Genomic DNA, 22,689 nt, shown 5'->3' with positions numbered 1-22,689 from the left:
TTGCTGACCACCGTGGCCGGCCTGCCCGCGACCCTCACGGCGAGCATCCCGAGCCCCGGCTGGTCCGGGTTCACGATCGGCCCGTTCAGCGTCAAGGCCTACGCGCTGTGCATCCTGGCCGGCATCGTCGTCGCCCTCATCCTCACCCGGCGGCGCTGGGCCGCTCGCGGCGGGGACGACGACTCGCTGTGGTCGATCGCCGTGTGGGCGATCCCCGCCGGCATCATCGGCGGCCGGCTCTACCACGTGTTCTCCTCCCCGGATGCCTACTTCGGTCCCGGGTACAACGGCACCGGCGACCTGCTGCTGATCCCGCAGGTGTGGCGCGGCGGCCTCGGCATCTGGGGCGCGGTGCTGCTCGGCTTCATCGGCGCCTGGATCGGTGCCCGCCGTGCGGGGGCACGCATCCTCGTCTTCGCCGACGCCGCCGCCCCGGGCCTGCTGCTGGCCCAGGCCATCGGCCGTCTCGGCAACTGGTTCAACCAGGAGCTGTTCGGCGCCCCGACCACCCTGCCGTGGGGCCTGCAGATCGACCCGTCCAGCCCCACGTTCCCGGCGCAGTACCCACCGGGCACGCTGTTCCACCCGACGTTCCTCTACGAACTGCTGTGGAACCTCGCCGGGGTGGCCGTGCTGCTGTGGATCGACCGGCGGTTCCGCCTGCGCGGCGGCCGCGTGTTCTGGCTGTACGCGGCGATCTACACCCTCGGCCGCGTCTGGATCGAGGCGCTGCGCATCGACGACGCCGAGCACATCCTCGGGCTGCGCCTGAACGTGTGGACGTCCATCCTCGTCTTCGTTCTCGCCGTCGCGATGTTCGTCTACCTGGGCATCCGGCAGCGCCGCCACCCGGCGCCCGACCGCGCCCTGATCGGGCGCGCGGACGCTCCGGCCGACGGCGTTGTCGACGACGCTGCCGACGCTGCCGCCGGCACCGCGGGCGCGCGCGTCGTCGAGGGCTCCGACCATCACGAAACCGTCCACGATGTGGACAATGGCGACCGCAATTCGGACGTCGATGTGACTGGCCGCCGTCAGGATCCGCGGGATCACCGTGCTACGCTCGGTCCCACGGAAAGCGAGGAACCTGCGGCGCTCGACGAACGACGCCGTTCCTGAAGAGGCGCTGTTCCTCTCGAAGGCAGTTGCGCACCATCACACGTCCGCGGTCCCGGGCCACCCCCGGTCCCCGACGTCGGTGACGCCACGAGACCCGGAGGACACCGGGGAAGCCCGCGCCGTTCACCTCGCGCACTCGGTGCGCTCCGGGGCCAACGTCGTCCCCTCTCGCTCCATCTGGGAAGGACAGGCCATGACTGATCAGCATCCGTCACCGCTGCCCGAGAACGCCGCAGGCACCGACACCGCCGGCACCGGCACCGCCGGCGACGACGCCTCGCACGAGGGCATCGTCGAGGACGCCGCGATCGAGCGCGCCGGCATCCGGGACGCCGAGGATGCCGCGGAGCCCGCGGGCGACACCGCCGAAGCTGCCGACGCCGACGCGGCCGACGACACGACTGCCGACGCCGACGAGTCCGCCGGTGACACCGGCGTCGCGCGCCCGTTCCAGGAGTTCTCCGCCGCCCCCGGCGCGCAGGGTCTGTACGACCCGGAGAACGAGAAGGACGCCTGCGGCCTCGCCGTCATCGCCACGCTGCGCGGCGAGCCCGGCCACGACATCGTCGACGCCGCGCTGACCGCGCTGCGCAACCTCGAACACCGCGGCGCCGTGGGTGCCGACGAGGGCACGGGTGACGGCGCCGGCCTGCTCACCCAGGTGCCGGACGAGTTCCTGCGCGCCGTCGTCGACTTCGACCTGCCCGAGCGGAACCACTACGCGGTCGGCACCGCGTTCCTGCCCGCCGAGGAGGACGACCGGCAGACCGCCGTCGAAGGCGTCGAGGCCCTCGCCGAGGAGGAGCGGCTGACGATCCTCGGGTGGCGCGACGTGCCCGTCGTGGCCGACCTCGTCGGGTCGATGGCGCGGCAGACCATGCCGTTCTTCCGGCAGCTGTTCCTCGCCCCCGCGGAGTCCGCCGAGGGCACCGCGGAGGTCGACCAGATCACCCTGGAGTCGCGCGTCTTCCGGCTGCGCAAGCGGGCGCAGAACAAGTTCGGCGTGTACTTCCCGTCGCTGTCCTCGCGCACCCTCGTCTACAAGGGCATGCTGACCACCGCGCAGCTCGAGCCGTTCTACCCGGATCTGTCCGACCCCCGGTTCATGACCCGCCTGGGTATCGTGCACTCCCGGTTCTCCACCAACACGTTCCCGTCCTGGCCGCTGGCCCAGCCGTTCCGCACCATCGCGCACAACGGCGAGATCAACACGGTCAAGGGCAACCGGAACTGGATGCGGGCCCGGCAGTCGCAGCTGAGCAACCCGCTGCTCGGCGACAGCCCCGAGCGGCTGTTCCCGATCTGCACACCCGGCGCCTCGGACTCCGCGTCGTTCGACGAGGTCGCCGAGCTACTCATGCTCTCGGGCCGGCCCATCGAGCACGCGATCATGATGATGATCCCGGAGGCGTGGGAGAACCACACCGCGATGGAACCGGACCGGCGCGCGTTCTACGAGTACCACTCGATGCTCATGGAGCCGTGGGACGGGCCCGCGGCCGTGTCCTTCACTGACGGCGTCAAGGTCGGCGCCACCCTGGACCGCAACGGACTGCGCCCGGGCCGCTACTGGGTGACCGACGACGGCCTCGTCGTCTTCGCGTCCGAGGTGGGCGTGCTGAACATCGACCCGGCGAAGGTGGTCCGCAAGGGCCGCGTCGCCCCGGGCAGGATGTTCCTCGTCGACACCGAGGCCGGCCGCATGATCGAGGACGAGGAGGTCAAGGCCACCGTCGCCGCCTCGAACCCTTGGGGCGCCTGGGTCAAGGAGAACCTGCTCAGCCTCGAGGACCTGCCCGAGCGGGAGCACGTCACCCACACGCGGGCCTCCATCACCAAGCGGCAGCGCACCTTCGGCTACACCGAGGAGGAGCTGCGCATCCTGCTCGCACCGATGGCCCGCACCGGCGCCGAGCCGATCGGCGCCATGGGCACGGACACCCCCATCGCGGTGCTCTCCGAGCGCCCGCGGCTGCTGTTCGACTACTTCGTGCAGTCCTTCGCCCAGGTGACCAACCCGCCGCTGGACGCCATCCGCGAGGAGCTCGTCACCTCGATGCGGTGCTCGCTGGGCCCCAACGGCAACCTGCTCAACACCGGCCAGGTCCGGGCGAAGCAGATCCGCCTGCCGTTCCCCGTGATGAGCAACGACCAGCTCGCCAAGATCTCCGCCCTGCGCGGTGACGACGACGAGGCGCTGAGCATGCGCGTGCGCGGCCTGTACCGGCCGGACGGCAACGGCGAGGCCTCCCTGCGGGCGCGGCTCGCCGAGATCAACGAGAAGGTCTCCGGCGCCGTCAACCGCGGCGTGCAGTACGTGATCCTCTCCGACCGCGACTCGAACGCCCAGTGGGCGCCCATCCCGTCGCTGCTGCTGCTCTCCTCCGTGCACCACCACCTGCTGCGCAGTGCCAACCGCACCCGGGTGTCGCTGATCGTCGAGACCGGTGACGTGCGCGAGGTCCACCACGTCGCGCTGCTCGTCGGCTACGGCGCCTCCGGCGTCAACCCGTACCTGGCGATGGAGAGTGCCGAGGAGCTGGTGCGCAACGGCACCATCGAGGGCATCACGCCCGAGCAGGCCGTGAGCAACCTGATCAAGGGTCTCGGCAAGGGCATGCTCAAGATCATGTCCAAGATGGGCATCTCGACCGTCGCCTCCTACTGCGGTGCGCAGACGTTCGAGGCCCTCGGGCTGTCCCAGGCCCTCGTCGACCAGTACTTCACCGGTACGACGACGCAGCTGGGCGGTGTCGGCCTCGACGTCATCGCGGCCGAGACCACCGCGCGTCACCGGGGCGCCTACCCGCCGGACGGCGGGGACGAGGACCCGCACCGCGGTCTCGAGATCGGCGGGGAGTACCAGTGGCGCCGCGAGGGCCCGCCGCACCTGTTCAGCCCCGAGAACGTGTTCCGGCTGCAGCACGCCACCCGGTCCCGCCGGTACGACGTGTTCAAGGCGTACACCTCCAGCGTCGACGACCAGTCCAAGGCGCTGATGACGCTGCGCGGCCTCTTCGCGTTCCGGGACGGCGTCCGTGAGCCCATCCCGCTGGACGAGGTCGAGCCCGTCTCGTCCATCGTCAAGCGGTTCTCCACCGGCGCGATGAGCTACGGCTCCATCTCCCAGGAGGCGCACGAGACCCTCGCCATCGCGATGAACCGGTTGGGCGCGAAGTCCAACACCGGTGAGGGCGGTGAGGACGTCGAGCGGCTGCTCGACCCCGAGCGCCGGTCCGCGATCAAGCAGGTCGCCTCCGGGCGGTTCGGCGTCACGAGCCTGTACCTGACGAACGCGGACGACCTGCAGATCAAGATGGCGCAGGGTGCGAAGCCCGGCGAGGGCGGCCAGCTGATGGCCCGCAAGGTGTACCCGTGGGTGGCCAAGACCCGGCACTCGACCCCGGGTGTCTCCCTGATCTCTCCGCCGCCGCACCACGACATCTACTCGATCGAGGACCTGGCGCAGCTGATCTTCGACCTCAAGCGCTCCAACCCGTCCTCGCGGGTGCACGTCAAGCTCGTCTCCGAGGTCGGCATCGGCACCGTCGCGGCGGGCGTGACGAAGGCGAAGGCGGACGTCGTGCTGATATCCGGCCACGACGGCGGCACGGGCGCGTCCCCGCTGAACTCGCTCAAGCACGCCGGCGCCCCCTGGGAGCTGGGCCTGGCCGAGGCGCAGCAGACGCTGATCCTCAACGGGCTGCGCGACCGCGTCGTCGTGCAGGCCGACGGACAGCTCAAGACCGGGCGCGACGTCGTCATCGCGGCGCTGCTCGGGGCCGAGGAGTTCGGTTTCGCGACCGCGCCGCTCGTGGTCTCGGGCTGCATCATGATGCGCGTGTGCCACCTGGACACCTGCCCCGTGGGCGTGGCCACCCAGAACCCCGAGCTCCGGTCCCGCTTCAGCGGCAAGCCCGAGTTCGTCGTGAACTTCTTCGAGTTCATCGCCGAGGAGGTGCGGGAGATCCTCGCCTCGCTCGGCTTCCGCACCCTCGCGGAGGCCGTCGGGCAGACGGACGCGCTGGACACCCAGCCGGCCATCGACCACTGGAAGGCCGACGGGCTGAACCTGGACCCCATCCTGCACGGGCCGCGCTTCGGCGCCGACGTCCCGCGCCGGAACCGGGTGAGCCAGGACCACGGCCTGGACAAGCACTTCGACAACCACCTGATGGCGATGGGCGCCGAGGCGATCGAGCACGGCACGCCCGTGAAGATCTCCGCGGACATCGTCAACACGGACCGCTCCGTCGGCACCATGCTCGGCAACGCGGTGACCCGCAAGCACCAGCTGACCCCGCTGGCGGAGAACACGATCGACGTGACGCTGACCGGTCAGGCCGGGCAGTCCCTCGGCGCGTTCGTGCCGGCCGGGATCACCCTGCGCCTGTTCGGCGACGCCAACGACTACGTCGGCAAGGGCCTGTCGGGCGGCCGGATCGTCGTCCGGCCGGACCGCGGCAGCCAGTTCGCCGCCGAGCACGAGGTGATCGCCGGCAACGTCATCGGCTACGGCGCCACGAGCGGGCAGCTGTTCCTGCGCGGCCTCGTCGGCGAGCGGTTCCTGGTGCGCAACTCCGGGGCCACCGCCGTCGTCGAGGGCATCGGCGACCACGGCTGCGAGTACATGACCGGCGGTGTCGCGCTCGTGCTCGGCCCCACCGGCCGCAACCTCGGTGCCGGCATGTCCGGCGGCACCGCCTACGTGCTGGATCTCGATCCGGCCGTGATGAACACCGACAGCATCGCGTCGGGCGAACTGGAGCTGCTGCCCCTGGACGCCAACGACGTCGAGCTGGTCCGGTCCCTGATGATCACCCACCACGCCGAGACGGAGTCCGCCCTGGCCGAACGGCTGCTCGCCAACTTCGAGCAGACCGTCGGACGGTTCACCAAGATCCTCCCGCGCGACTACTCCGCGGTCCTGAGGACCCGGAACGAGGCGGAGCAGGAGGGGCTGGATCCCGACGGCGACGAGGTGTGGACCCGCATCCTGGAGGCGACGACCCATGGCTGACCCGCGCGGCTTCCTCAAGACCCGTGACCGCCAGACCCAGCCGCGCCGGCCCGTGCCGGTGCGCATCATGGACTGGAACGAGGTCTACGAGCGGCAGGAGAAGGGCGTCCTGCAGGCGCAGGCCGGCCGCTGCATGGACTGCGGCGTGCCGTTCTGCCACCAGGGCTGCCCGCTCGGCAACCTCATCCCCGAGTGGAACGACCTGACGTGGCGGGACCGGCCGCGTGAGGCCATCGAGCGCCTCCACGCGACCAACAACTTCCCGGAGTTCACCGGGCGGCTGTGCCCCGCACCGTGCGAGGCGTCCTGCGTGCTGGGCATCAACCAGCCCGCGGTGACGATCAAGCAGATCGAGGTCTCGATCATCGACGAGGCCTTCGACCAGGACTGGGTCGAGCCGGTGATCCCCACCCGCGTCACGCACCAGACGGTCGCGGTCGTCGGCTCCGGCCCCGCGGGCCTCGCCGTCGCCCAGCAGCTGACGCGCGCCGGCCACACGGTCGCCGTCTACGAGCGGGACGACGAGATCGGCGGCCTGCTGCGCTACGGCATCCCCGACTTCAAGATGGAGAAGGTGCACCTGCAGCGGCGGCTCGCCCAGATGGAGGCCGAGGGCACGCGCTTCCGGCCGGGCGTGACGATCGGCGAGGACATCTCCTTCGGTGCGCTGCGCCGCCGGTACGACGCCGTCGTGCTCGCGACCGGTGCGACCGTCCCGCGCGACCTGGACATCCCGGGGCGCGAGCTCGACGGCGTCCACTTCGCGATGGACTACCTGGTGCAGCAGAACCGGGCCGGCGCCGGCCAGCGGGTCGACGACCAGATCGACGCCGCGGGCAAGCACGTCATCGTGCTCGGCGGCGGCGACACCGGTGCGGACTGCATCGGCACCGCGCACCGGCAGCAGGCCGCCTCGGTGACGACGCTGGCGATCGGCAAGCGTCCCCCGGAGGAGCGCGGCGAGCACCAGCCGTGGCCGATGTTCCCCACTCTCTTCGAGGTCGCCTCGGCGCACGAGGAGGGCGGTGAGCGCAACTACCTCGCCTCGACCGTCGAGTTCGTCGGCGACGGCGAGGGCAAGGTCCGGGCGCTGCGCGTGGCCGAGACCGAGTACCGGGACGGGCGGCGCGTGCCGAAGCCGGGCACCGAGCGGGAGATCCCGGCGGACCTCGTGCTGTTGGCCCTGGGCTTCACGGGCCCCGAGACCCAGACGCTGACCGCGCAGCTGGAGACCGACCTGGACGAGCGGAACAACATCGCCCGGGACGGCTACTACATGACCAACGTCGACGGCGTGTTCGCCGCCGGGGACGCCGGCCGCGGCCAGTCCCTCATCGTGTGGGCGATCGCCGAGGGCCGGGCGTGCGCGGCCGCCGTCGACACCTACCTGCGCGGCAGCACGCGGCTGCCGGCGCCGGTCGCCCCGTCGGACCGGCCGATCGACCTGCTGCCGTTCTGACGCCCGCCGCGAGCACGGCCACCCCGGCGATCGCCGCGGGCGGCCGTGTTCGCCGCGCCGTCACCGGCCGGACAACCGTTCGACACGCACCACACCCCCGCGGACCCTCTTCTGCGGGGTCCGCATCACTAGGCTGGGAGACATGAGAAGAGCAAAGATCGTCGCGACATTCGGTCCGGCGCTGGAGGACTACGCCCAGGCGAAGGCGGCCCTCGAAGCAGGCATGAACGTCGCCCGCCTGAACATGAGCCACGGCGACCACGCCGTGCACGCGAGCAACTACGAGAACATCCGGCGCGCCGCCGAGGAACTCGGCACCCCGGTCGGCATCCTCGCCGACCTGCAGGGCCCGAAGATCCGGCTCGGTCGCTTCGAGAACGGGCCGTACCAGCTCGCCGTGGGGGACACCTTCACCATCACCACCGAGGACGTCGTCGGCACGAAGGACATCTGCTCGACGACGTTCAAGGGCCTGCCCCAGGACGTGCGCACGGGCGACACCCTGCTGATCGACGACGGCAAGGTCGTCCTGCAGGCCACCGCCGTCGGCGCCACCGAGGTTCAGACCGTCGTCGTCGTCCCCGGTGCCGTGTCCAACAACAAGGGCATCAACCTGCCCGGCGTCGCCGTCAACGTCCCCGCCCTGAGCGAGAAGGACGAGGACGACCTGCGGTGGGCCATCCGCCAGGGCGTCGACATCATCGCCCTGTCCTTCGTGCGCAATGCCGAGGACGTCCGCCGCGTGCACGAGATCATGGACGAGGAGGGCCGCCGCGCCCCTGTCGTCGCCAAGATCGAGAAGCCGCAGGCCGTCGAGAACCTGCACGCCATCGTCGACGCGTTCGACGCGATCATGGTCGCCCGTGGTGACCTCGGCGTCGAACTGCCGCTCGAGGAGGTGCCGCTCGTCCAGAAGAAGGCCGTCGAGCTGGCCCGCCGCTGGGCCAAGCCCGTCATCGTCGCCACCCAGGTCCTCGAGTCCATGATCGACAGTCCGCGCCCCACCCGCGCCGAGGCCTCCGACTGCGCGAACGCCGTCCTCGACGGCGCGGACGCGGTCATGCTCTCGGGCGAGACGAGTGTCGGCAAGTACCCGATCGAGACGATCCGCACCATGGCGCGGATCATCGAGACCACCGAGCAGGGCGGCCTGGACCGCGTCCCGCCGCTGGGCACCAAGCCGAAGACCCGTGGCGGCGCCATCACCCGTGCCGCCGTGGAGATCGGCGACATGCTCGACGCCAAGTACCTGTGCACGTTCACGCAGTCGGGTGACTCCGCCCGCCGGCTGTCCCGGCTGCGGCCCAGCAAGCTGGTGTTCGCGTTCACCCCGATCGAGCACGTCCGCAACCAGCTGTGCCTCGCCTGGGGCCTGCAGCCGGTCTACTCGAAGACCGTCGAGCACACGGACCAGATGACCGAGTTCGTGGACACGTTCCTGCAGGAGAACCGGCTCGTGGACATCGACGACCTCGTCGTCATCGCGGCCGGTTCCCCCCCCGGGCAGGTCGGCACGACCAACTCGCTGAAGGTCCACAAGGTCGGCGACCGCGGCGACTCCGGCACGGTGCTCGAGGGTACGCGCAAGAAGGAGCCGGTGGGCCCCTGGCCGACCACGTCCGACGCCGGGGACCATCAGCACAGCTGATTCCCCATTTCCGGACCGCGGACACACGAAGGGCCGCTTCCCCGTCGGGGGAGCGGCCCTTCGTCGTCGTGATCCGCCGTCGGGTGTCTCGGGTGTGGGGCTTTCCCGGTCGGCCCGGAGGTCAGGCCATCTGGCTGATGATGGTCTCGGCGACCTGGCGCATGCTCAGGCGGCGGTCCATCGACGTCTTCTGGATCCACCGGAACGCCTCCGGCTCCGTCAGGCCCATCTTCGTCATCAGCAGGCTCTTGGCGCGCTCGACCAGTTTGCGGGTGGCGAACTGCTCCTGCAGATCCGCGACCTCGGACTCCAGCGCGGTGATCTCCTCGTGGCGCGAGAACGCGATCTCGATCGCAGGGATCAGGTCCGCCGGGGTGAACGGCTTCACCACGTAGGCCATGGCGCCGGCACTGCGAGCCCGCTCGACGAGCTCCTTCTGGCTGAACGCGGTCAGCAGCACGACGGGGGCGATCCGCTCGGCGACGATCTGCTCGGCGGCGGTGATGCCGTCCATGACCGGCATCTTCACGTCCATGAGCACGAGGTCCGGGTCGAGCTCCTTGGCCAGGTCGACGGCCTTCTGCCCGTTGTCGGCCTCGCCGACGACGTCGTAGCCCTCGCCCCGCAGGATCTCGATGATGTCCAGCCGGATCAGGGTCTCGTCCTCGGCCACCAGGACCCGCCGGGCGGGATGGCCGGCGCCCGCGTCGTTCGGGGCGGTGGCCGTGGTCGCTGCCGGCGACGGGTTCGGTTCTGACACTTCGGTTGCTCCTCGCTGCGTGAGCACGCGGATCGGGCTGACGGGGTGCGCCGCTCCAGCCTATCGGCAGGTAGAGTGGATTCCCGCACGAGCCGGGGCTTCCCACTCGTTCGCACGCCCGAATGGCGGAATCGGCAGACGCGCCGCACTCAAAATGCGGTACCGAGAGGTGTGTGGGTTCGAGTCCCACTTCGGGCACCGACGTCTTTCCTGTCCCTGTCCTCGGTGGGTTCTCTCTCGTCGGCTCCGGTCTTGTTGCGTCCGGCCGGCACGGCACCGGGCCGGGGTTGCGTCTGGCCGGGGTCGGTCTCGTTGCGTCCGGCCGGCACGGCACCGGGCACGGGGACTGGATCTCCCTGCGCTCGCAGAGTTCGCTCCGGTCGACACGTCCCCTTTCGCCCGGCACCGCGCCGACCTCGTGCCTGGTTGCGTCGAGTCCTGTTCGGGTCCGGTCTGCATCGGGAGTTCGGTCTCGTCGGCTCCGGCCGGCACGGCACCGGGCATTTGAGTGCGTCCCGGGACACGCCGGGGTGGCCAGGGACATGGCGTCATTTCCCGCATCACGGCGGCGTGTCGGGGGACAGGGTTCGGGGCCCGGGCGCTCCCGGTGCTGGCAGGGGGCGTCAGCCGGCTCGGTCGCCCTTGCGCTTGGTGCTCCAGGCCAGGAGGTCCTCGACCGGCCAGGTCGTGACGATGCGCTCGGCGGGTACCCCGAGGCGTTCGGCTCGTTCGGCTCCGTACTGGAGGAAGTCCAGCTGGCCCGGGGCGTGGGCGTCGGTGTCGATGCTGAACAGGCAGCCGGCCTCCAGCGCCAGGTCGATCAGGTCGTCCGGCGGGTCCACCCGCTCGGGCCGGGAGTTGATCTCGACCGCGACGTCGTGCTCGGCGCAGGCCGCGAACACGGCCTCGGCGTCGAACTCCGACGGCGGGCGGGTACCCCGGCCGCCCGTCACCAGCCGGCCCGTGCAGTGGCCGAGCACGTCGGTGTTCGGGTCCGCGATCGCGGTGAGCATCCGCCGCGTCATCGTCCGGCGGTCCGAGCGCAGCTTCGAGTGGACGCTCGCGACGACGACGTCGAGCCGTTCCAGTACGTCCGGAGTCTGGTCGAGGCTGCCGTCCTCGAGGATGTCGACCTCGATGCCCGTGAGCACGCGGACCCCGGGCCCGGACGCGTTCAGGCCCGCGACGATGTCCAGCTCCCGCTCCAGCCGCTCGGTGCTCAGCCCGTTCGCGATGGTCAGGCTGGGGGAGTGGTCGGTCAAGGCGAGGTACTCGCGACCGAGCAGGGCCGCCGCGGCCACCATCTGACCGATCGGGGAGCCCCCGTCGGAGAACTCGCTGTGACTGTGCAGGTCACCGCGCAGCCGGGCCCGCAGTGTCTCGCCACCCTCGGCCAGGGGCTGGGCGCCACGCTCCCGTGCCGCCGCCAGGTACTCCGGCACCTCACCGGCCAGGGCCTGACCGATCACCTCGCCCGTGCGCCCGCCGATGCCCTTCATCCGCGCCAGCCGCCCGTCCGCATTCCGGGCACGCAGCTCCTGCGGGTCGAGGCCGCGGATGGTGTCCGCGGCCGTGCGGAAGGCCTTGACCTTGAACGTGGGGGCGAGCTCGCGCTCGAGCCAGAAGGCGATCTCGGACAGCGCGTCGACGGGCTCCATGGAACCATCGTCGCACCGTCCGGACCGGACGGGACGAACGGCTCCGATCACCTGCTACGGTGGCTGTCGGCCGCCGTCGCGGTCATTCGCCGTTCACGCGGCATTCTCCCGCCGTTCATGCGGCGCACGATCCGTATCCCGTACCCGCGCAGAGGGGAATCACCGTGGACCTCACCGTCGTCGTGGTCCTCGTCGTGGTGATCGCGTTGTTCTTCGATTTCACCAACGGCTTCCACGACACGGCCAACGCGATGGCCACGCCCATCGCGACCGGCGCCATCACCCCTCGCGTGGCCGTGGCCACGGCTGCCGTGCTCAACCTCGTCGGCGCGTTCCTGTCGACCGAGGTGGCCAAGACCGTCTCCGGCGGCATCCTGCGCGAGGGCGACGGCGGCGCGGCCGTGCATCCTGAACTCATCTTCGCCGGCCTGCTCGGGGCCATCGTGTGGAACATGCTGACCTGGCTGCTCGGCCTGCCGTCCAGTTCCTCCCATGCCCTGTTCGGCGGCCTCATCGGGGCGGCGATCGTCGGCAGCGGGTTCGGCGCGGTCAACTTCCCGGTCGTCGTTTCGAAGGTCATCCTGCCGGCGCTGCTCGCCCCGGCGGTCGCGGGCCTGTCCGCCTTCCTGTGCACCCGGCTCGCCTACGCGCTGACCCGCCGGTACGACGCGGAGTCGGGGGAGAAGCTCACCCAGCGTCGCCGCGGTTTCAAGTACGGGCAGATCTTCTCCTCATCCCTCGTGGCCCTCTCGCACGGCACCAACGACGCGCAGAAGACGATGGGCGTCATCACGCTCGTGCTGATCGCGGCCGGACTGCAGCCCACCGGCACCGGCCCCGAACTGTGGGTCATCGCCGCCTGCGCGCTGGCCATCGCCCTGGGCACCTACGCCGGCGGCTGGCGGATCATCCGCACGCTCGGTGCGGGCCTGACCGACGTCAAACCCGCGCAGGGTTTCAGCGCCGAGACCAGCACGGCGGCCGCGATCCTCGCCTCCTCGCACCTCGGCTTCGCGCTCTCGACGACGCAGGTCGCCTCCGGGTCCGTGATCGGCTCCGGGCTCGGCCGCCGTGGCGCCGGGGTGCGCTGGGGCACCGCCGGGCGCATCGTCGTCGGCTGGGTCCTCACCCTGCCCGCCGCCGGCATCGTCGGTGCGATCGCCGCGTGGGGCGCGGACCTCGGCACGGCCGGATTCATCATCGTCACCGTTCTCGCCGTCGGCTTCATCGCGGTCATGTTCGTGCGGGCCAGCCGGCAGCGGGTCAGCCACGAGAACGCGCTCGAGGTGCACGCCGCGGGTACCGCCGTGGACATCCCGCCCAAGAGTCGCCGCCGCGAGCTGGCCCGTGCATCCCGGGAGCGCCGGTCATGATCAACTGGGGTTCTTTCCTCGTCGTCACCGTCGCCACACTCATCGCGGCGCTGACGGTCGTCTTCCTGTTCTCCCTCGGCGTGCGGCTCGGCGCCATCGCCAACGACCGCACCGGCGGCCAGGCCCAGACGCTCACCTGGGTGTCCCGGCTCTGCTTCGTCGGGTGCGCGGTCGCCGTCCTGTACGGCGTGTACCTGATCATCCCGGCCTTCCACTGACGGTCGGGTCGCGTGCCCACCGGCGTCCGTGGGTCAGCGACGCCGGATCAGATTGGTGATCCGGGCGGTCGAGAGCCGACGGCCCTGCTCGTCGGTCATCACGATCTCGTAGGTGGCAAGCGTCCGCCCCCGGTGCAGCGGCGTCGCGGTGCCGGTGACGACGCCCTCGCGGATGCCGCGGTGGTGGGTCGCGTTGACGTCGGTGCCGACGACGATCGCGTCCGGCCCGGCCCACAGCGACGCGGCCGTCGAGCCCAGCGTCTCGGCGAGCACGACGTGCGCGCCCCCGTGCAGCAGCCCGGCCGGCTGGGTGTTCCCCTCGACCGGCATGGTCGCGACGCACCGGTCGGCCGTCAGCTCGGTGAAGACGATGCCCATCCGGTCCGCCAGCCCGGTGCCGGCGAACGGGAACCGGTCGTGCAGCTCGTCGGGGATGCCGCGCGCCCGCAGCTGCTCGCGGGCGGTCTCGGTCGAGGTCGGGACGGCGGTGCGCCCATCGGTGTCGGTCACGGCGCTCATTCTCGCAGGATCGACCGGCGGCGACGGCGCACTCTCCGGCGGCCGGGAGAGCGTTCCTCCGGTCCGGCATCGGCAGGCCAGCAACTAGGGTGGACGGGTGACTGAGACGACGAGCCCGGACAAGCCCACCCTGCTGCTCATCGACGGCCATTCGATGGCCTTCCGGGCCTTCTTCGCCCTCCCGGTCGAGAAGTTCAGCACCACCACCGGCCAGCACACGAACGCCGTCTACGGCTTCACCTCGATGCTGATCAACCTGATCAAGCAGGAGCGGCCCACCCACATCGCCGTCGCCTTCGACCTGTCGACGCCGACGTTCCGCGACGCGCAGTACGACGCCTACAAGGCCGGCCGCAGCGCCACCCCCAACGAGTTCAAGGGCCAGATCGACCTGATCGGCCGCGTCCTGACGGCGATGAACATCCGCACCGTCACCGCCGAGGGCTTCGAGGCCGACGACGTGATCGCCACCCTCGCGACCCAGGGCGAGGACGCCGACTTCGACGTCCTCGTCGTGACCGGCGACCGGGACGCCTTCCAGCTGGTCGACGACGCCGTCACCGTGCTCTACCCGCGCAAGGGCGTCACCGACCTGCCCCGGATGGACGCGGCCGCCGTCGAGGAGAAGTACTTCGTCCCGCCGAACCGGTATCCGGACCTCGCCGCGCTGGTCGGGGAGACCGCGGACAACCTGCCGGGTGTGCCCGGCGTCGGGCCCAAGACCGCCGCCAAGTGGATCACCCAGTACGACGGGCTCGAGGGCGTGCTCGCCCACGCGGACGAGATCAAGGGCAAGGCCGGCGAGTCCCTGCGCGAGCGGATCGAGGACGTGCGCCGCAATCGGCAGCTCAACCGGCTCATCACGGACGTCGACCTGCCGGTTGGCCTCGACCACCTCGGCATGAGCGCCCCGGACCGGGAAGCCATCGACGAGCTGTTCGACGCCCTCGAGATCCGCACCCTCCAGCCCCGCCTGTTCGAGCTGTTCGGCGAGCAGGAGGAACCGCCCGGGGCCGACGACGTCGTCGGGCCGGAGCTGACGACGCCGTCCACCGCGGCCGAACTGACCGCCTGGTTCGCCGCGGCGCCCGGCCCGGTCGCGCTCCTCCCGCTCGTCGAGGGCACCGACTGCGCGGCGCTCGTGCTCGTCGCCGAGGACGCGCCCGGCGACGAGGACGGCGCCCCGCGGGACGCCGTCGGCGCCCGGATCGACCTGACCGCGCTCGACGCCGACGCCGAGGCGGCCCTGGCCGGCTGGCTCGGCGACCGCGCGGCCGGCAAGGTCGTGCACGATCTCAAGACCGTCTACAAGCTGCTGCGCGGCGGCCGCGGGCTCGTGCTCGACGGCGTCGTCGACGACCCGTCCCTGTCCGGCTACCTGCTGCAGCCGGACCGGCGCAGCTACGAGCTGGCCGACCTCGCCCAGCACCACCTGCGGATCAGCATCGCCGCCAACGACGCCGCGGGCAGCCAGACCGAACTGGACCTGACCGGCGACGAGGAGCAGACCCGGCTGGCGACGGCCACCCGCAACGGCATCGTGCTGCTGCGGCTCAGCCGGTACCTGACCGACGAGCTCGTCGCCCGCGGCTCGGCGGACCTGATGACGCGCCTCGAGCTCCCGCTCGCCAAGGTGCTCGGGGACATGGAACTCGCCGGCATCGCCGCCGACTCGGCCCACCTCACCGCGCTCACGGACGACTTCAGCACGTCGATCGACGCCGCCCAGAAGGAGGCGTTCGCCGTCATCGGCAAGGAGATCAACCTCGGCTCGCCCAAGCAGCTGCAGGCCGTGATCTTCGACGACCTCGGGCTGCCGAAGACGAAGAAGATCAAGACCGGGTACACGACCGACGCCGACGCCATCACGGACCTGATCGCCCGCACCGACGGCCACCCCTTCCTCGTCGCGCTGCTCGCCTACCGCGACGCGAGCAAGCTGCGCCAGACCGTCGAGGGCCTGGTCAAGTCCGTGGCCGACGACGGCCGGATCCACACCACGTACGTGCAGAACATCGCCGCCACGGGCCGGCTCTCCTCGATGAACCCGAACCTGCAGAACATCCCGATCCGCACGGACGAGGGGCGCCGCATCCGCGAGGTGTTCGTGGTCGGCGGCGGGTACAGGACGCTGCTGACCGCGGACTACTCGCAGATCGAGATGCGGATCATGGCGCACCTGTCCGGTGACGAGGCGTTGATCCAGGCGTTCCGCGACGGCGAGGACCTGCACCGCTTCGTCGGCTCCCACGTGTTCGACGTCGCCCCCGAGGACGTCTCGCCGGCCATGCGGTCCAAGGTCAAGGCCATGTCCTACGGCCTGGCGTACGGGCTGAGCTCGTTCGGCCTGTCCAAGCAGCTGGCCATCGGCGTCGACGAGGCCCGCAACCTGATGGGGGACTACTTCTCCCGGTTCGGGGCCGTGCGGGACTACCTGCGCGGCATCGTCGAGACCGCCCGCAAGGACGGCTACACCTCGACCATCGAGGGCCGCCGCCGCTACCTGCCGGACCTCTCCAGCGACAACCGGCAGCTGCGGGAGATGGCGGAGCGGGCCGCGTTGAACGCCCCCATCCAGGGCTCGGCCGCGGACATCATCAAGAAGGCGATGCTCGGGGTGGACCGGGCCATCGAGGCGCAGGGCCTCTCCTCCCGGATGCTGCTGCAGGTGCACGACGAACTCGTGCTCGAGGTGGCCGACGGCGAGGAGGAGCAGCTCACCGCGCTGGTACGGGAGCAGATGGCCGGCGCCGCGGACCTGTCCGTGCCGCTGGACGTCTCCGTGGGCCTCGGGCGCAGCTGGCACGAGGCCGCGCACTGAGGCGGTGACCTACGCTGGTCGGGTGACCAGCAGCGACGAGTACGAGATCCGCCGATTCCGGGCCGGGCTGAACGACGACGGCACCGTCTCCCCGGAGACGGAGGCCTGGCTGCAGGCCGTCAACCGGGGCTTCCACCAGCAGGCCTTCACCCCGAAGACCCTGCGCCGGGAGGCCGAGTTCATCGCCGCCGACGACCGGCTCATGACCGGCGTCTACGTCGACCGGAAGCTGCCGCACTCCGTCGGCGCCGAGGTGCCCGTCGCCACGTTCACCACCTACATGAGCACGCTGAGCACGGGGGAGACCCTCCTGCCCGCCCACCTCATCTCCGACGTCACCGTCCGGCCGACCCACCGGCGCCGCGGCCTGCTGCGCCGGATGATGACCGAGAGCCTCACGGCTGCCCGGGACGCGAGCCTGCCGATCGCCGCCCTGACCGCGTCGGAGGCCACGATCTACGGGCGCTTCGGCTTCGGGGTGGCCACCCAGACCAGCACGATCGAGCTGGACACGACCTCCCGCTTCGCGCTGCCGTCGCTGGACCGGGCGACGGTCGGCACCGTCGAGCTCGCCCGCCGGGAGGCGATCGCGGAGGTGGCCGGGGACATCGTCGCCCGCTTCCATGCCGCGACCCGCGGCTCGGTCGGGCGGCAGGCCTCCTACCCGGCCCGCATCGACGGGACGATCAACGGGCACGCCGACGAGCCGGACCTCACCGTGCGCGCCGCGCTGCACTACGACGCCGACGGCACCCCCGACGGGTACGTCACCTACCAGCACGTCGAGTCGCGGGACGCCGTCGCCGAGGTCAAGGTCATCGACCTCGTCGCCACCGGCCCCGACTCCTACCTCGGCCTCTGGAACTTCGTCGGCAACCTCGACCTGATCCAGCGGGTGCGGTTCAGCATGGCTCGCATCGACGACCCGCTGCCGTGGGCCATGGCCGACACCCGCGGCTACCGGGTCACCGGCCGCGACGACCTGCTCTGGCTGCGCATCCTCGACCCCATCGCGTGCCTGCTCGCCCGCCGCTACTCCGGTGACGGCGAGCTGAGCCTCGCCGTCGAGGACGCCCTCGGGTTCGCCGCCGGCACCTTCGACCTCGGCGTCAGCGGCGGCGTGGCCTCCGTTCAGCAGACCGCCACGACGCCACGGCCCGACGCCGACGTCACCCTCGACGTGGCCTCCCTCAGCTCCGCGTTCCTCGGCGGGGCCACCGTCGGCGCCCTGGCCGACGCCGGCCGCATCCGCGGGGACGGGCAGGCGGTCCGGCAGCTCGGCCGGATGTTCGCCGTCGACCGCGCCCCGTACTGCATCACGTACTTCTGAGGACCCGCTCCACCGTTGTTCCCGCCGGCCGCGACGCGTCCGGTCCCATCGACCCGGAGGACGCCGTGCCGCACCCCGACTACGAGATCCGCCGGTTCCGCGCCGCCCTCGACGGCGTCGGGGAGGACGCCCGCGCCGACGCGGTGACCCGTGCCTGGATCGAGGCCGTCGACCGCGGTTTCCACGAGAACCCGCCGGTGCCCGGCCAGGCGGAGCGGGCCACCCGCTTCTACCTCGAGGACGACCGGGAACTGACCGGCGCGTACCTGACCGGGACGGCGGACCGGCCCGACGGCGCCGTCGACCCGGAGGTGCCGGTGGCCACCTTCGGCACCATGCGGCACACCCTCAACACGGGGGCGGAGCTGCTGCCGACCCACCAGATCACCGCCGTCACCGTCCGGGCCACCCACCGCCGCCGCGGCCTGCTGCGCCGGATGATGACCGAGGACCTGCGCCGAGCCGCCGACGCCGGGCTCGCGATGGCGGCCCTGACCGCGTCCGAGGCCACGATCTACGGGCGATTCGGTTTCGGCGTCGCCGTCGAGCGGGAGTCGCTGCGCATCGACACCCGCCGCGGCCTGAGCATGCTCACCGGGGCGGCCGGCACCGCCGGGACCACCGAGTTCATCGAGCGGGAGGCGATCGCCGGCATCTCCCGCCGGGTCTTCGCCGCCTGGCACGCCGTCACGCCGGGCTCGATGGACCGGCAGGCCTCCTACCCGGGCAACATCGACGGCACGCTGCGCGAAGCGGACCTCGAGCCGGACACCGCCGTGCGCGCGGCAGCGCACTGGGACCCCGACGGGGAACCGGACGGCTATGTGACCTGGAAGTTCGCCGGCTGGGACGCCGACCCGACGACGGTGCGCATCCGTGACTTCGTCGCCGTCACCGACGACGCCTACCGCGCGCTGTGGGACCTGATCGGTTCGCTCGACCTCGTCGACGTCGTCACCTGGGACCGCGCCAGCGTCGACGAGCCGCTGCGCTGGACGGTCGCCGACACCCGCACCTGCGCCGTGACCGAACGGGAGGACAGCCTGTGGCTGCGCGTCCTCGACCCCGTGGCGGCGCTGCAGGCCCGGCCCGGCGGCGCGCCGGGGACGGTCCGGATCGGCGTCACCGACGACCTCGACATCGCCGCCGGCACCTTCGACGTCGTCTCCGACGACGGGCGCCTGACCGTGCATCGGGTGGCGGACGACTCGCAGCAGGACGCCGAGGTGACGCTCTCGGTCGCGGCGCTCGGGTCGGCGTACCTGGGCGGGATCAGCGTGACCACGCTCGCCCGGGCCGGCGCCGTGCAGGGCGAGCCCGCGGCGGTCCAGCTCCTCGGCGGCATGCTCGCCACCGGCCGCGTGCCGCAGTGCATCACGGGGTTCTGAGCCGTCGCACTCACCCCGGGCCCAGGACCGGCCGTCCTCCGGGAGCGAGGGTGTCGACCGTCTTTGCGCGGGTTGCCGCCAGCAACTAGACTGAGATGGCGCATTTCTGCGTGCGGGGGAGACGGGTGGAACCCACTCCGTCTTCGGCACGCGGTTCGGCGTTTCGATTCTGCACCCAGCAAGCACCGCGACCGGCCCCGGCCGGGCGCACCGACAACCCACCACAAATCGGAGTCCCTCCTACATGACCATCACCGCCACCGACAAGACCGCTGCCCCCCAGGTCGCGGTCAACGACATCGGATCGGCCGACGACTTCCTCGCGGCCATCGATGCAACCATCAAGTACTTCAACGACGGCGACCTCGTTGAAGGCACCGTGGTCAAGGTCGACCGCGACGAAGTCCTCCTCGACATCGGCTACAAGACCGAGGGCGTCATCCCGTCGCGCGAGCTGTCCATCAAGCACGATGTCGACCCCGGTGAGGTGGTCTCCGTCGGTGACGAGGTCGAAGCCCTCGTCCTGACCAAGGAGGACAAGGAAGGCCGCCTGATCCTCTCCAAGAAGCGGGCTCAGTACGAGCGCGCCTGGGGCGACATCGAGAAGATCAAGGACGAGGACGGCGTCGTCACCGGTACCGTCATCGAGGTCGTCAAGGGTGGCCTCATCCTCGACATCGGTCTCCGCGGCTTCCTCCCCGCCTCGCTGGTGGAGATGCGTCGCGTCCGCGACCTGGCCCCGTACATCGGCCAGGAGCTCGAGGCGAAGATCATCGAGCTGGACAAGAACCGCAACAACGTGGTCCTGTCCCGCCGTGCGTGGCTCGAGCAGACCCAGTCCGAGGTCCGCTCCGACTTCCTCAACAAGCTCCAGAAGGGCCAGGTCCGCCCGGGTACGGTCTCCTCGATCGTCAACTTCGGTGCGTTCGTGGACCTCGGTGGCGTCGACGGCCTGGTGCACGTCTCCGAGCTGTCCTGGAAGCACATCGACCACCCGTCCGAGGTCGTCGAGGTCGGTCAGCCGGTCACGGTCGAGGTGCTCGACGTCGACCTGGACCGCGAGCGTGTCTCCCTGTCGCTGAAGGCGACCCAGGAGGACCCGTGGCAGACCTTCGCCCGGACCCACGCCCTGGGCCAGATCGTCCCCGGCAAGGTCACCAAGCTGGTGCCGTTCGGTGCGTTCGTCCGCGTGGAGGACGGCATCGAGGGTCTGGTGCACATCTCCGAGCTGGCGACCCGCCACGTGGACCTTGCCGAGCAGGTCGTGTCCGTGGGCGAGGAGCTGTTCGTCAAGGTCATCGACATCGACCTGGACCGCCGCCGCATCTCGCTGTCCCTCAAGCAGGCCAACGAGGGCGTCGACGCGGACTCCACCGAGTTCGACCCGGCGCTGTACGGCATGGCCGCCGAGTACGACGACGAGGGCAACTACAAGTACCCGGAGGGCTTCGACCCGGAGTCCAACGAGTGGCTCGAGGGCTACGACGCCCAGCGCGCCACCTGGGAGGCGCAGTACGCGCAGGCCCAGGAGCGCTGGGAGGCGCACAAGCGCCAGGTCGCCTCGCAGGCCGAGGCCGAGGAGACTGCCGGCGGCAGCTTCGACTCGGGTTCGACCAGCTACTCCTCCGACGAGGCGCCGCGCGACTCCGGCACGCTGGCCTCCGACGAGGCGCTGGCTGCCCTGCGCGAGAAGCTCACCGGCAACTGATCGGTTCTCCCGCTCGACGTCACGAGGCCCCGGCAGCGAACGCTGCCGGGGCCTCGTGCCGTCCGGGGGACCGTGGTCGCGGGATCGACGCGGCTCTGACGATGGTGCGTCCGCTCAGCGGCGGGCGACGAGCACGATGATCCACAGGATGAGGGCGATGGCCCCGACGACGGTGCCGATGATCGCGGGCACGTTCCGCATCCCCGCCCGGCGGGACTGCTGCAGGCCGATGACCGACAGGATCAGGCCCGGGATGGACAGGAAGCCGAAGATGAGCAGGCTCAGCGCGGACAGCACGAGTCCGACGATGCCGATCGTCATGCCCGGGTTCCTGCGGGCGACCGGTGGCTGCCCGTAGCCCGCGGACTGGTCGTAGGCCTGCGGCTGGCCGTAGCCCGGTGCCTGACCGGCCGGCCCCCCGGCGCCCTGGGTGGGCCCGTTCCAGGGCCCACCGCCCTGCGGTCCATCGGGGTTCGACGGCGGTGGCGGTGTGGAGTTCGACATGGTTCTCCTTGGTGCGGCGAGTGATGGTCGACGCCGGCGTTCCGGCGCGACGCTGCAAGCACACCACGCCGACAGCCTGCTGACCAGTACCGATGCCCGGCGAGGCGGTGCACGGTCGTCGGCTCCGCCTAGGGTGGGGGCATGCTGAGGATCGGACTGACCGGGGGCATCGCGGCTGGCAAGTCGGTCGTGTCCGCGCGCCTGCACGAGCGAGGGGCCGTGCTCATCGACGCCGACCGGCTCGCGCGCGACGTGGTCGCACCGGGCACGGACGGGCTCGCCGCCGTCGCCGACGCCTTCGGTCCGGACGTCCTCGCACCCGACGGGAGCCTGGACCGGCCCGCGCTCGGCTCGATCGTCTTCGGCGACGACGGTGCCCGCGCGACCCTCAACGGCATCGTCCACCCGCGGGTGCGTGCCGAGGCCGACCGCCGGATCGCGGCCGCGCCGCCCGACGCGGTGGTGGTCCAGGACATCCCGCTGCTCGTGGAGACCGGCCAGGCGGACGCCTTCGCGCTCGTCGTCGTCGTGCAGGCGCCCGAGGACGCGCGGGTACGACGGATGGTCGAACAGCGGGGGATGAGCGCCGACGACGCCCGGGCCCGGATGGCCGCGCAGGCCTCCGACGAGCAGCGGGCGGCCGTCGCCGACGTGGTGCTGATCAACGACGGCACGGTCGAGGCCCTGACCGCCGCCGTGGACCGGCTGTGGGACGAGCGCATCGCCCCGTTCGAGGGCGCCCTGCTGGCGGGCCGGCCGAGCGACCGGGCCCTGGAGCGGGCGGCCGGGCGGGGCACCCCCTGGACACCCGACGACGGCGTCCTCGCCCGCGCGGCCGGGCGGATCCGCCGGTCCGGCGGCGACGCCCTTGCCTCCGTGGATCCGGTCGCCGCGGTGCGGGCCGGCGGTCGCGGGGGACAGAACGAGGATCGCCCGCACGAGATCGACGGGAACGTGGACCTGGTGGCGGTGGCTGCGGAAACCTCCGACCTCGAGGCGCTGGGCCGGGCCGTCACGGCGGTCGGCTTCCCGCCCCTACCGGGCGGCGCGGTCTCCGGCCCGGTCTCAGGCGGGGCGCGGCACGCGTCCGCGGACCCGGACCAACCCGTCGTCGTGCGCGTCGTCAGCCGCGAACGCGCAGAACCCTGAGCGCGGCCCGGCGGG

At 71.4% G+C, this 22,689-nt stretch carries 15 protein-coding genes and 1 tRNA gene; 12 read left to right on the top strand and 4 right to left on the bottom strand.

Going from position 1 to position 22,689, the window contains the following annotated elements:
• The first annotated feature begins 3 nt into the window (after positions 1-3).
• From lgt to pyk, 4 genes are all read left to right on the top strand, one after another.
• Positions 4-1,119, top strand: coding sequence for a prolipoprotein diacylglyceryl transferase (lgt, locus tag V6N00_RS09555; protein ID WP_416385071.1), 1,116 nt, complete (start codon positions 4-6; stop codon positions 1,117-1,119).
• A 193-nt stretch (positions 1,120-1,312) separates the two neighbouring features.
• A complete protein-coding gene (gene gltB, locus V6N00_RS09550; protein ID WP_334231879.1) occupies positions 1,313-6,139 on the top strand; it encodes a glutamate synthase large subunit in 4,827 nt (1,608 codons plus the stop codon).
• Positions 6,132-7,598, top strand: a complete 1,467-nt coding sequence (locus tag V6N00_RS09545; RefSeq protein ID WP_334231877.1) for a glutamate synthase subunit beta — start codon at positions 6,132-6,134, stop codon at positions 7,596-7,598. The genes gltB and V6N00_RS09545 overlap by 8 nt, the downstream gene beginning before the upstream one ends.
• A gap of 142 nt (positions 7,599-7,740) precedes the next feature.
• A complete protein-coding gene (pyk, locus tag V6N00_RS09540) occupies positions 7,741-9,246 on the top strand; it encodes a pyruvate kinase (RefSeq protein ID WP_334231876.1) in 1,506 nt (501 codons plus the stop codon).
• 121 nt (positions 9,247-9,367) lie between these two features.
• On the opposite strand, the gene V6N00_RS09535 is transcribed toward pyk, so the two are convergent.
• Positions 9,368-9,922 carry an ANTAR domain-containing response regulator gene (locus tag V6N00_RS09535; RefSeq protein WP_334232238.1) on the bottom strand — a complete coding sequence of 185 codons (555 nt, stop codon included), beginning with the start codon at positions 9,920-9,922 and terminating at the stop codon, positions 9,368-9,370.
• Positions 9,923-10,122: 200 nt separating this feature from the next.
• Here V6N00_RS09535 and V6N00_RS09530 point away from each other — a divergent pair.
• Positions 10,123-10,204, top strand: a tRNA-Leu gene (locus V6N00_RS09530).
• Positions 10,205-10,629: 425 nt separating this feature from the next.
• Here the strand turns inward: V6N00_RS09530 and V6N00_RS09525 are convergent.
• The gene (locus tag V6N00_RS09525) at positions 10,630-11,664 is read right to left on the bottom strand and encodes a PHP domain-containing protein (RefSeq protein WP_334231875.1); all 1,035 of its coding nucleotides are present in this window, start codon (positions 11,662-11,664) and stop codon (positions 10,630-10,632) included.
• 164 nt (positions 11,665-11,828) lie between these two features.
• On the opposite strand from V6N00_RS09525, the gene V6N00_RS09520 reads away from it, so the two are divergent.
• Positions 11,829-13,037, top strand: a complete 1,209-nt coding sequence (locus V6N00_RS09520; protein WP_334231874.1) for an inorganic phosphate transporter — start codon at positions 11,829-11,831, stop codon at positions 13,035-13,037.
• A complete protein-coding gene (locus tag V6N00_RS09515) occupies positions 13,034-13,255 on the top strand; it encodes a hypothetical protein (RefSeq protein WP_334231872.1) in 222 nt (73 codons plus the stop codon). The genes V6N00_RS09520 and V6N00_RS09515 overlap by 4 nt, the downstream gene beginning before the upstream one ends.
• 33 nt (positions 13,256-13,288) lie before the next feature.
• Here V6N00_RS09515 and V6N00_RS09510 read toward each other — a convergent pair whose 3' ends face one another.
• Positions 13,289-13,774 carry a hotdog fold thioesterase gene (locus tag V6N00_RS09510; protein WP_416385063.1) on the bottom strand — a complete coding sequence of 162 codons (486 nt, stop codon included), beginning with the start codon at positions 13,772-13,774 and terminating at the stop codon, positions 13,289-13,291.
• Between the two features lie 154 nt (positions 13,775-13,928).
• On the opposite strand from V6N00_RS09510, the gene polA reads away from it, so the two are divergent.
• The 4 genes from polA (at position 13,929) to rpsA (ending at position 21,021) form a co-directional block, all read left to right on the top strand.
• Positions 13,929-16,595: a DNA polymerase I gene (polA, locus tag V6N00_RS09505; protein ID WP_416385070.1), complete on the top strand. Its 2,667-nt coding sequence runs from the start codon at positions 13,929-13,931 to the stop codon at positions 16,593-16,595.
• Between the two features lie 22 nt (positions 16,596-16,617).
• Complete coding sequence (locus tag V6N00_RS09500) at positions 16,618-17,925, top strand: GNAT family N-acetyltransferase (protein WP_334231866.1); 1,308 nt, start codon at positions 16,618-16,620, stop codon at positions 17,923-17,925.
• 65 nt (positions 17,926-17,990) lie between these two features.
• Positions 17,991-19,313 (top strand): GNAT family N-acetyltransferase, encoded by a 1,323-nt coding sequence (locus tag V6N00_RS09495; protein ID WP_334231864.1) that lies wholly within the window; start codon positions 17,991-17,993, stop codon positions 19,311-19,313.
• Positions 19,314-19,557: 244 nt separating this feature from the next.
• A complete protein-coding gene (rpsA, locus tag V6N00_RS09490) occupies positions 19,558-21,021 on the top strand; it encodes a 30S ribosomal protein S1 (protein ID WP_334231863.1) in 1,464 nt (487 codons plus the stop codon).
• Positions 21,022-21,135: 114 nt separating this feature from the next.
• Here rpsA and V6N00_RS09485 read toward each other — a convergent pair whose 3' ends face one another.
• Entirely contained in the window at positions 21,136-21,525 is a 390-nt protein-coding gene (locus tag V6N00_RS09485) for a DUF4190 domain-containing protein (RefSeq protein WP_334231861.1), read from the bottom strand.
• 141 nt (positions 21,526-21,666) lie between these two features.
• On the opposite strand from V6N00_RS09485, the gene coaE reads away from it, so the two are divergent.
• Entirely contained in the window at positions 21,667-22,674 is a 1,008-nt protein-coding gene (coaE, locus tag V6N00_RS09480) for a dephospho-CoA kinase (protein WP_334231860.1), read from the top strand.
• Positions 22,675-22,689 lie beyond the last annotated feature (15 nt).

Origin of the sequence: Tersicoccus mangrovi (genome assembly GCF_036881825.1) — a bacterium.
In the GTDB taxonomy this organism is placed as follows: domain Bacteria; phylum Actinomycetota; class Actinomycetes; order Actinomycetales; family Micrococcaceae; genus Tersicoccus; species Tersicoccus mangrovi.
This window is presented reverse-complemented; position numbering and strand designations above follow the sequence as displayed.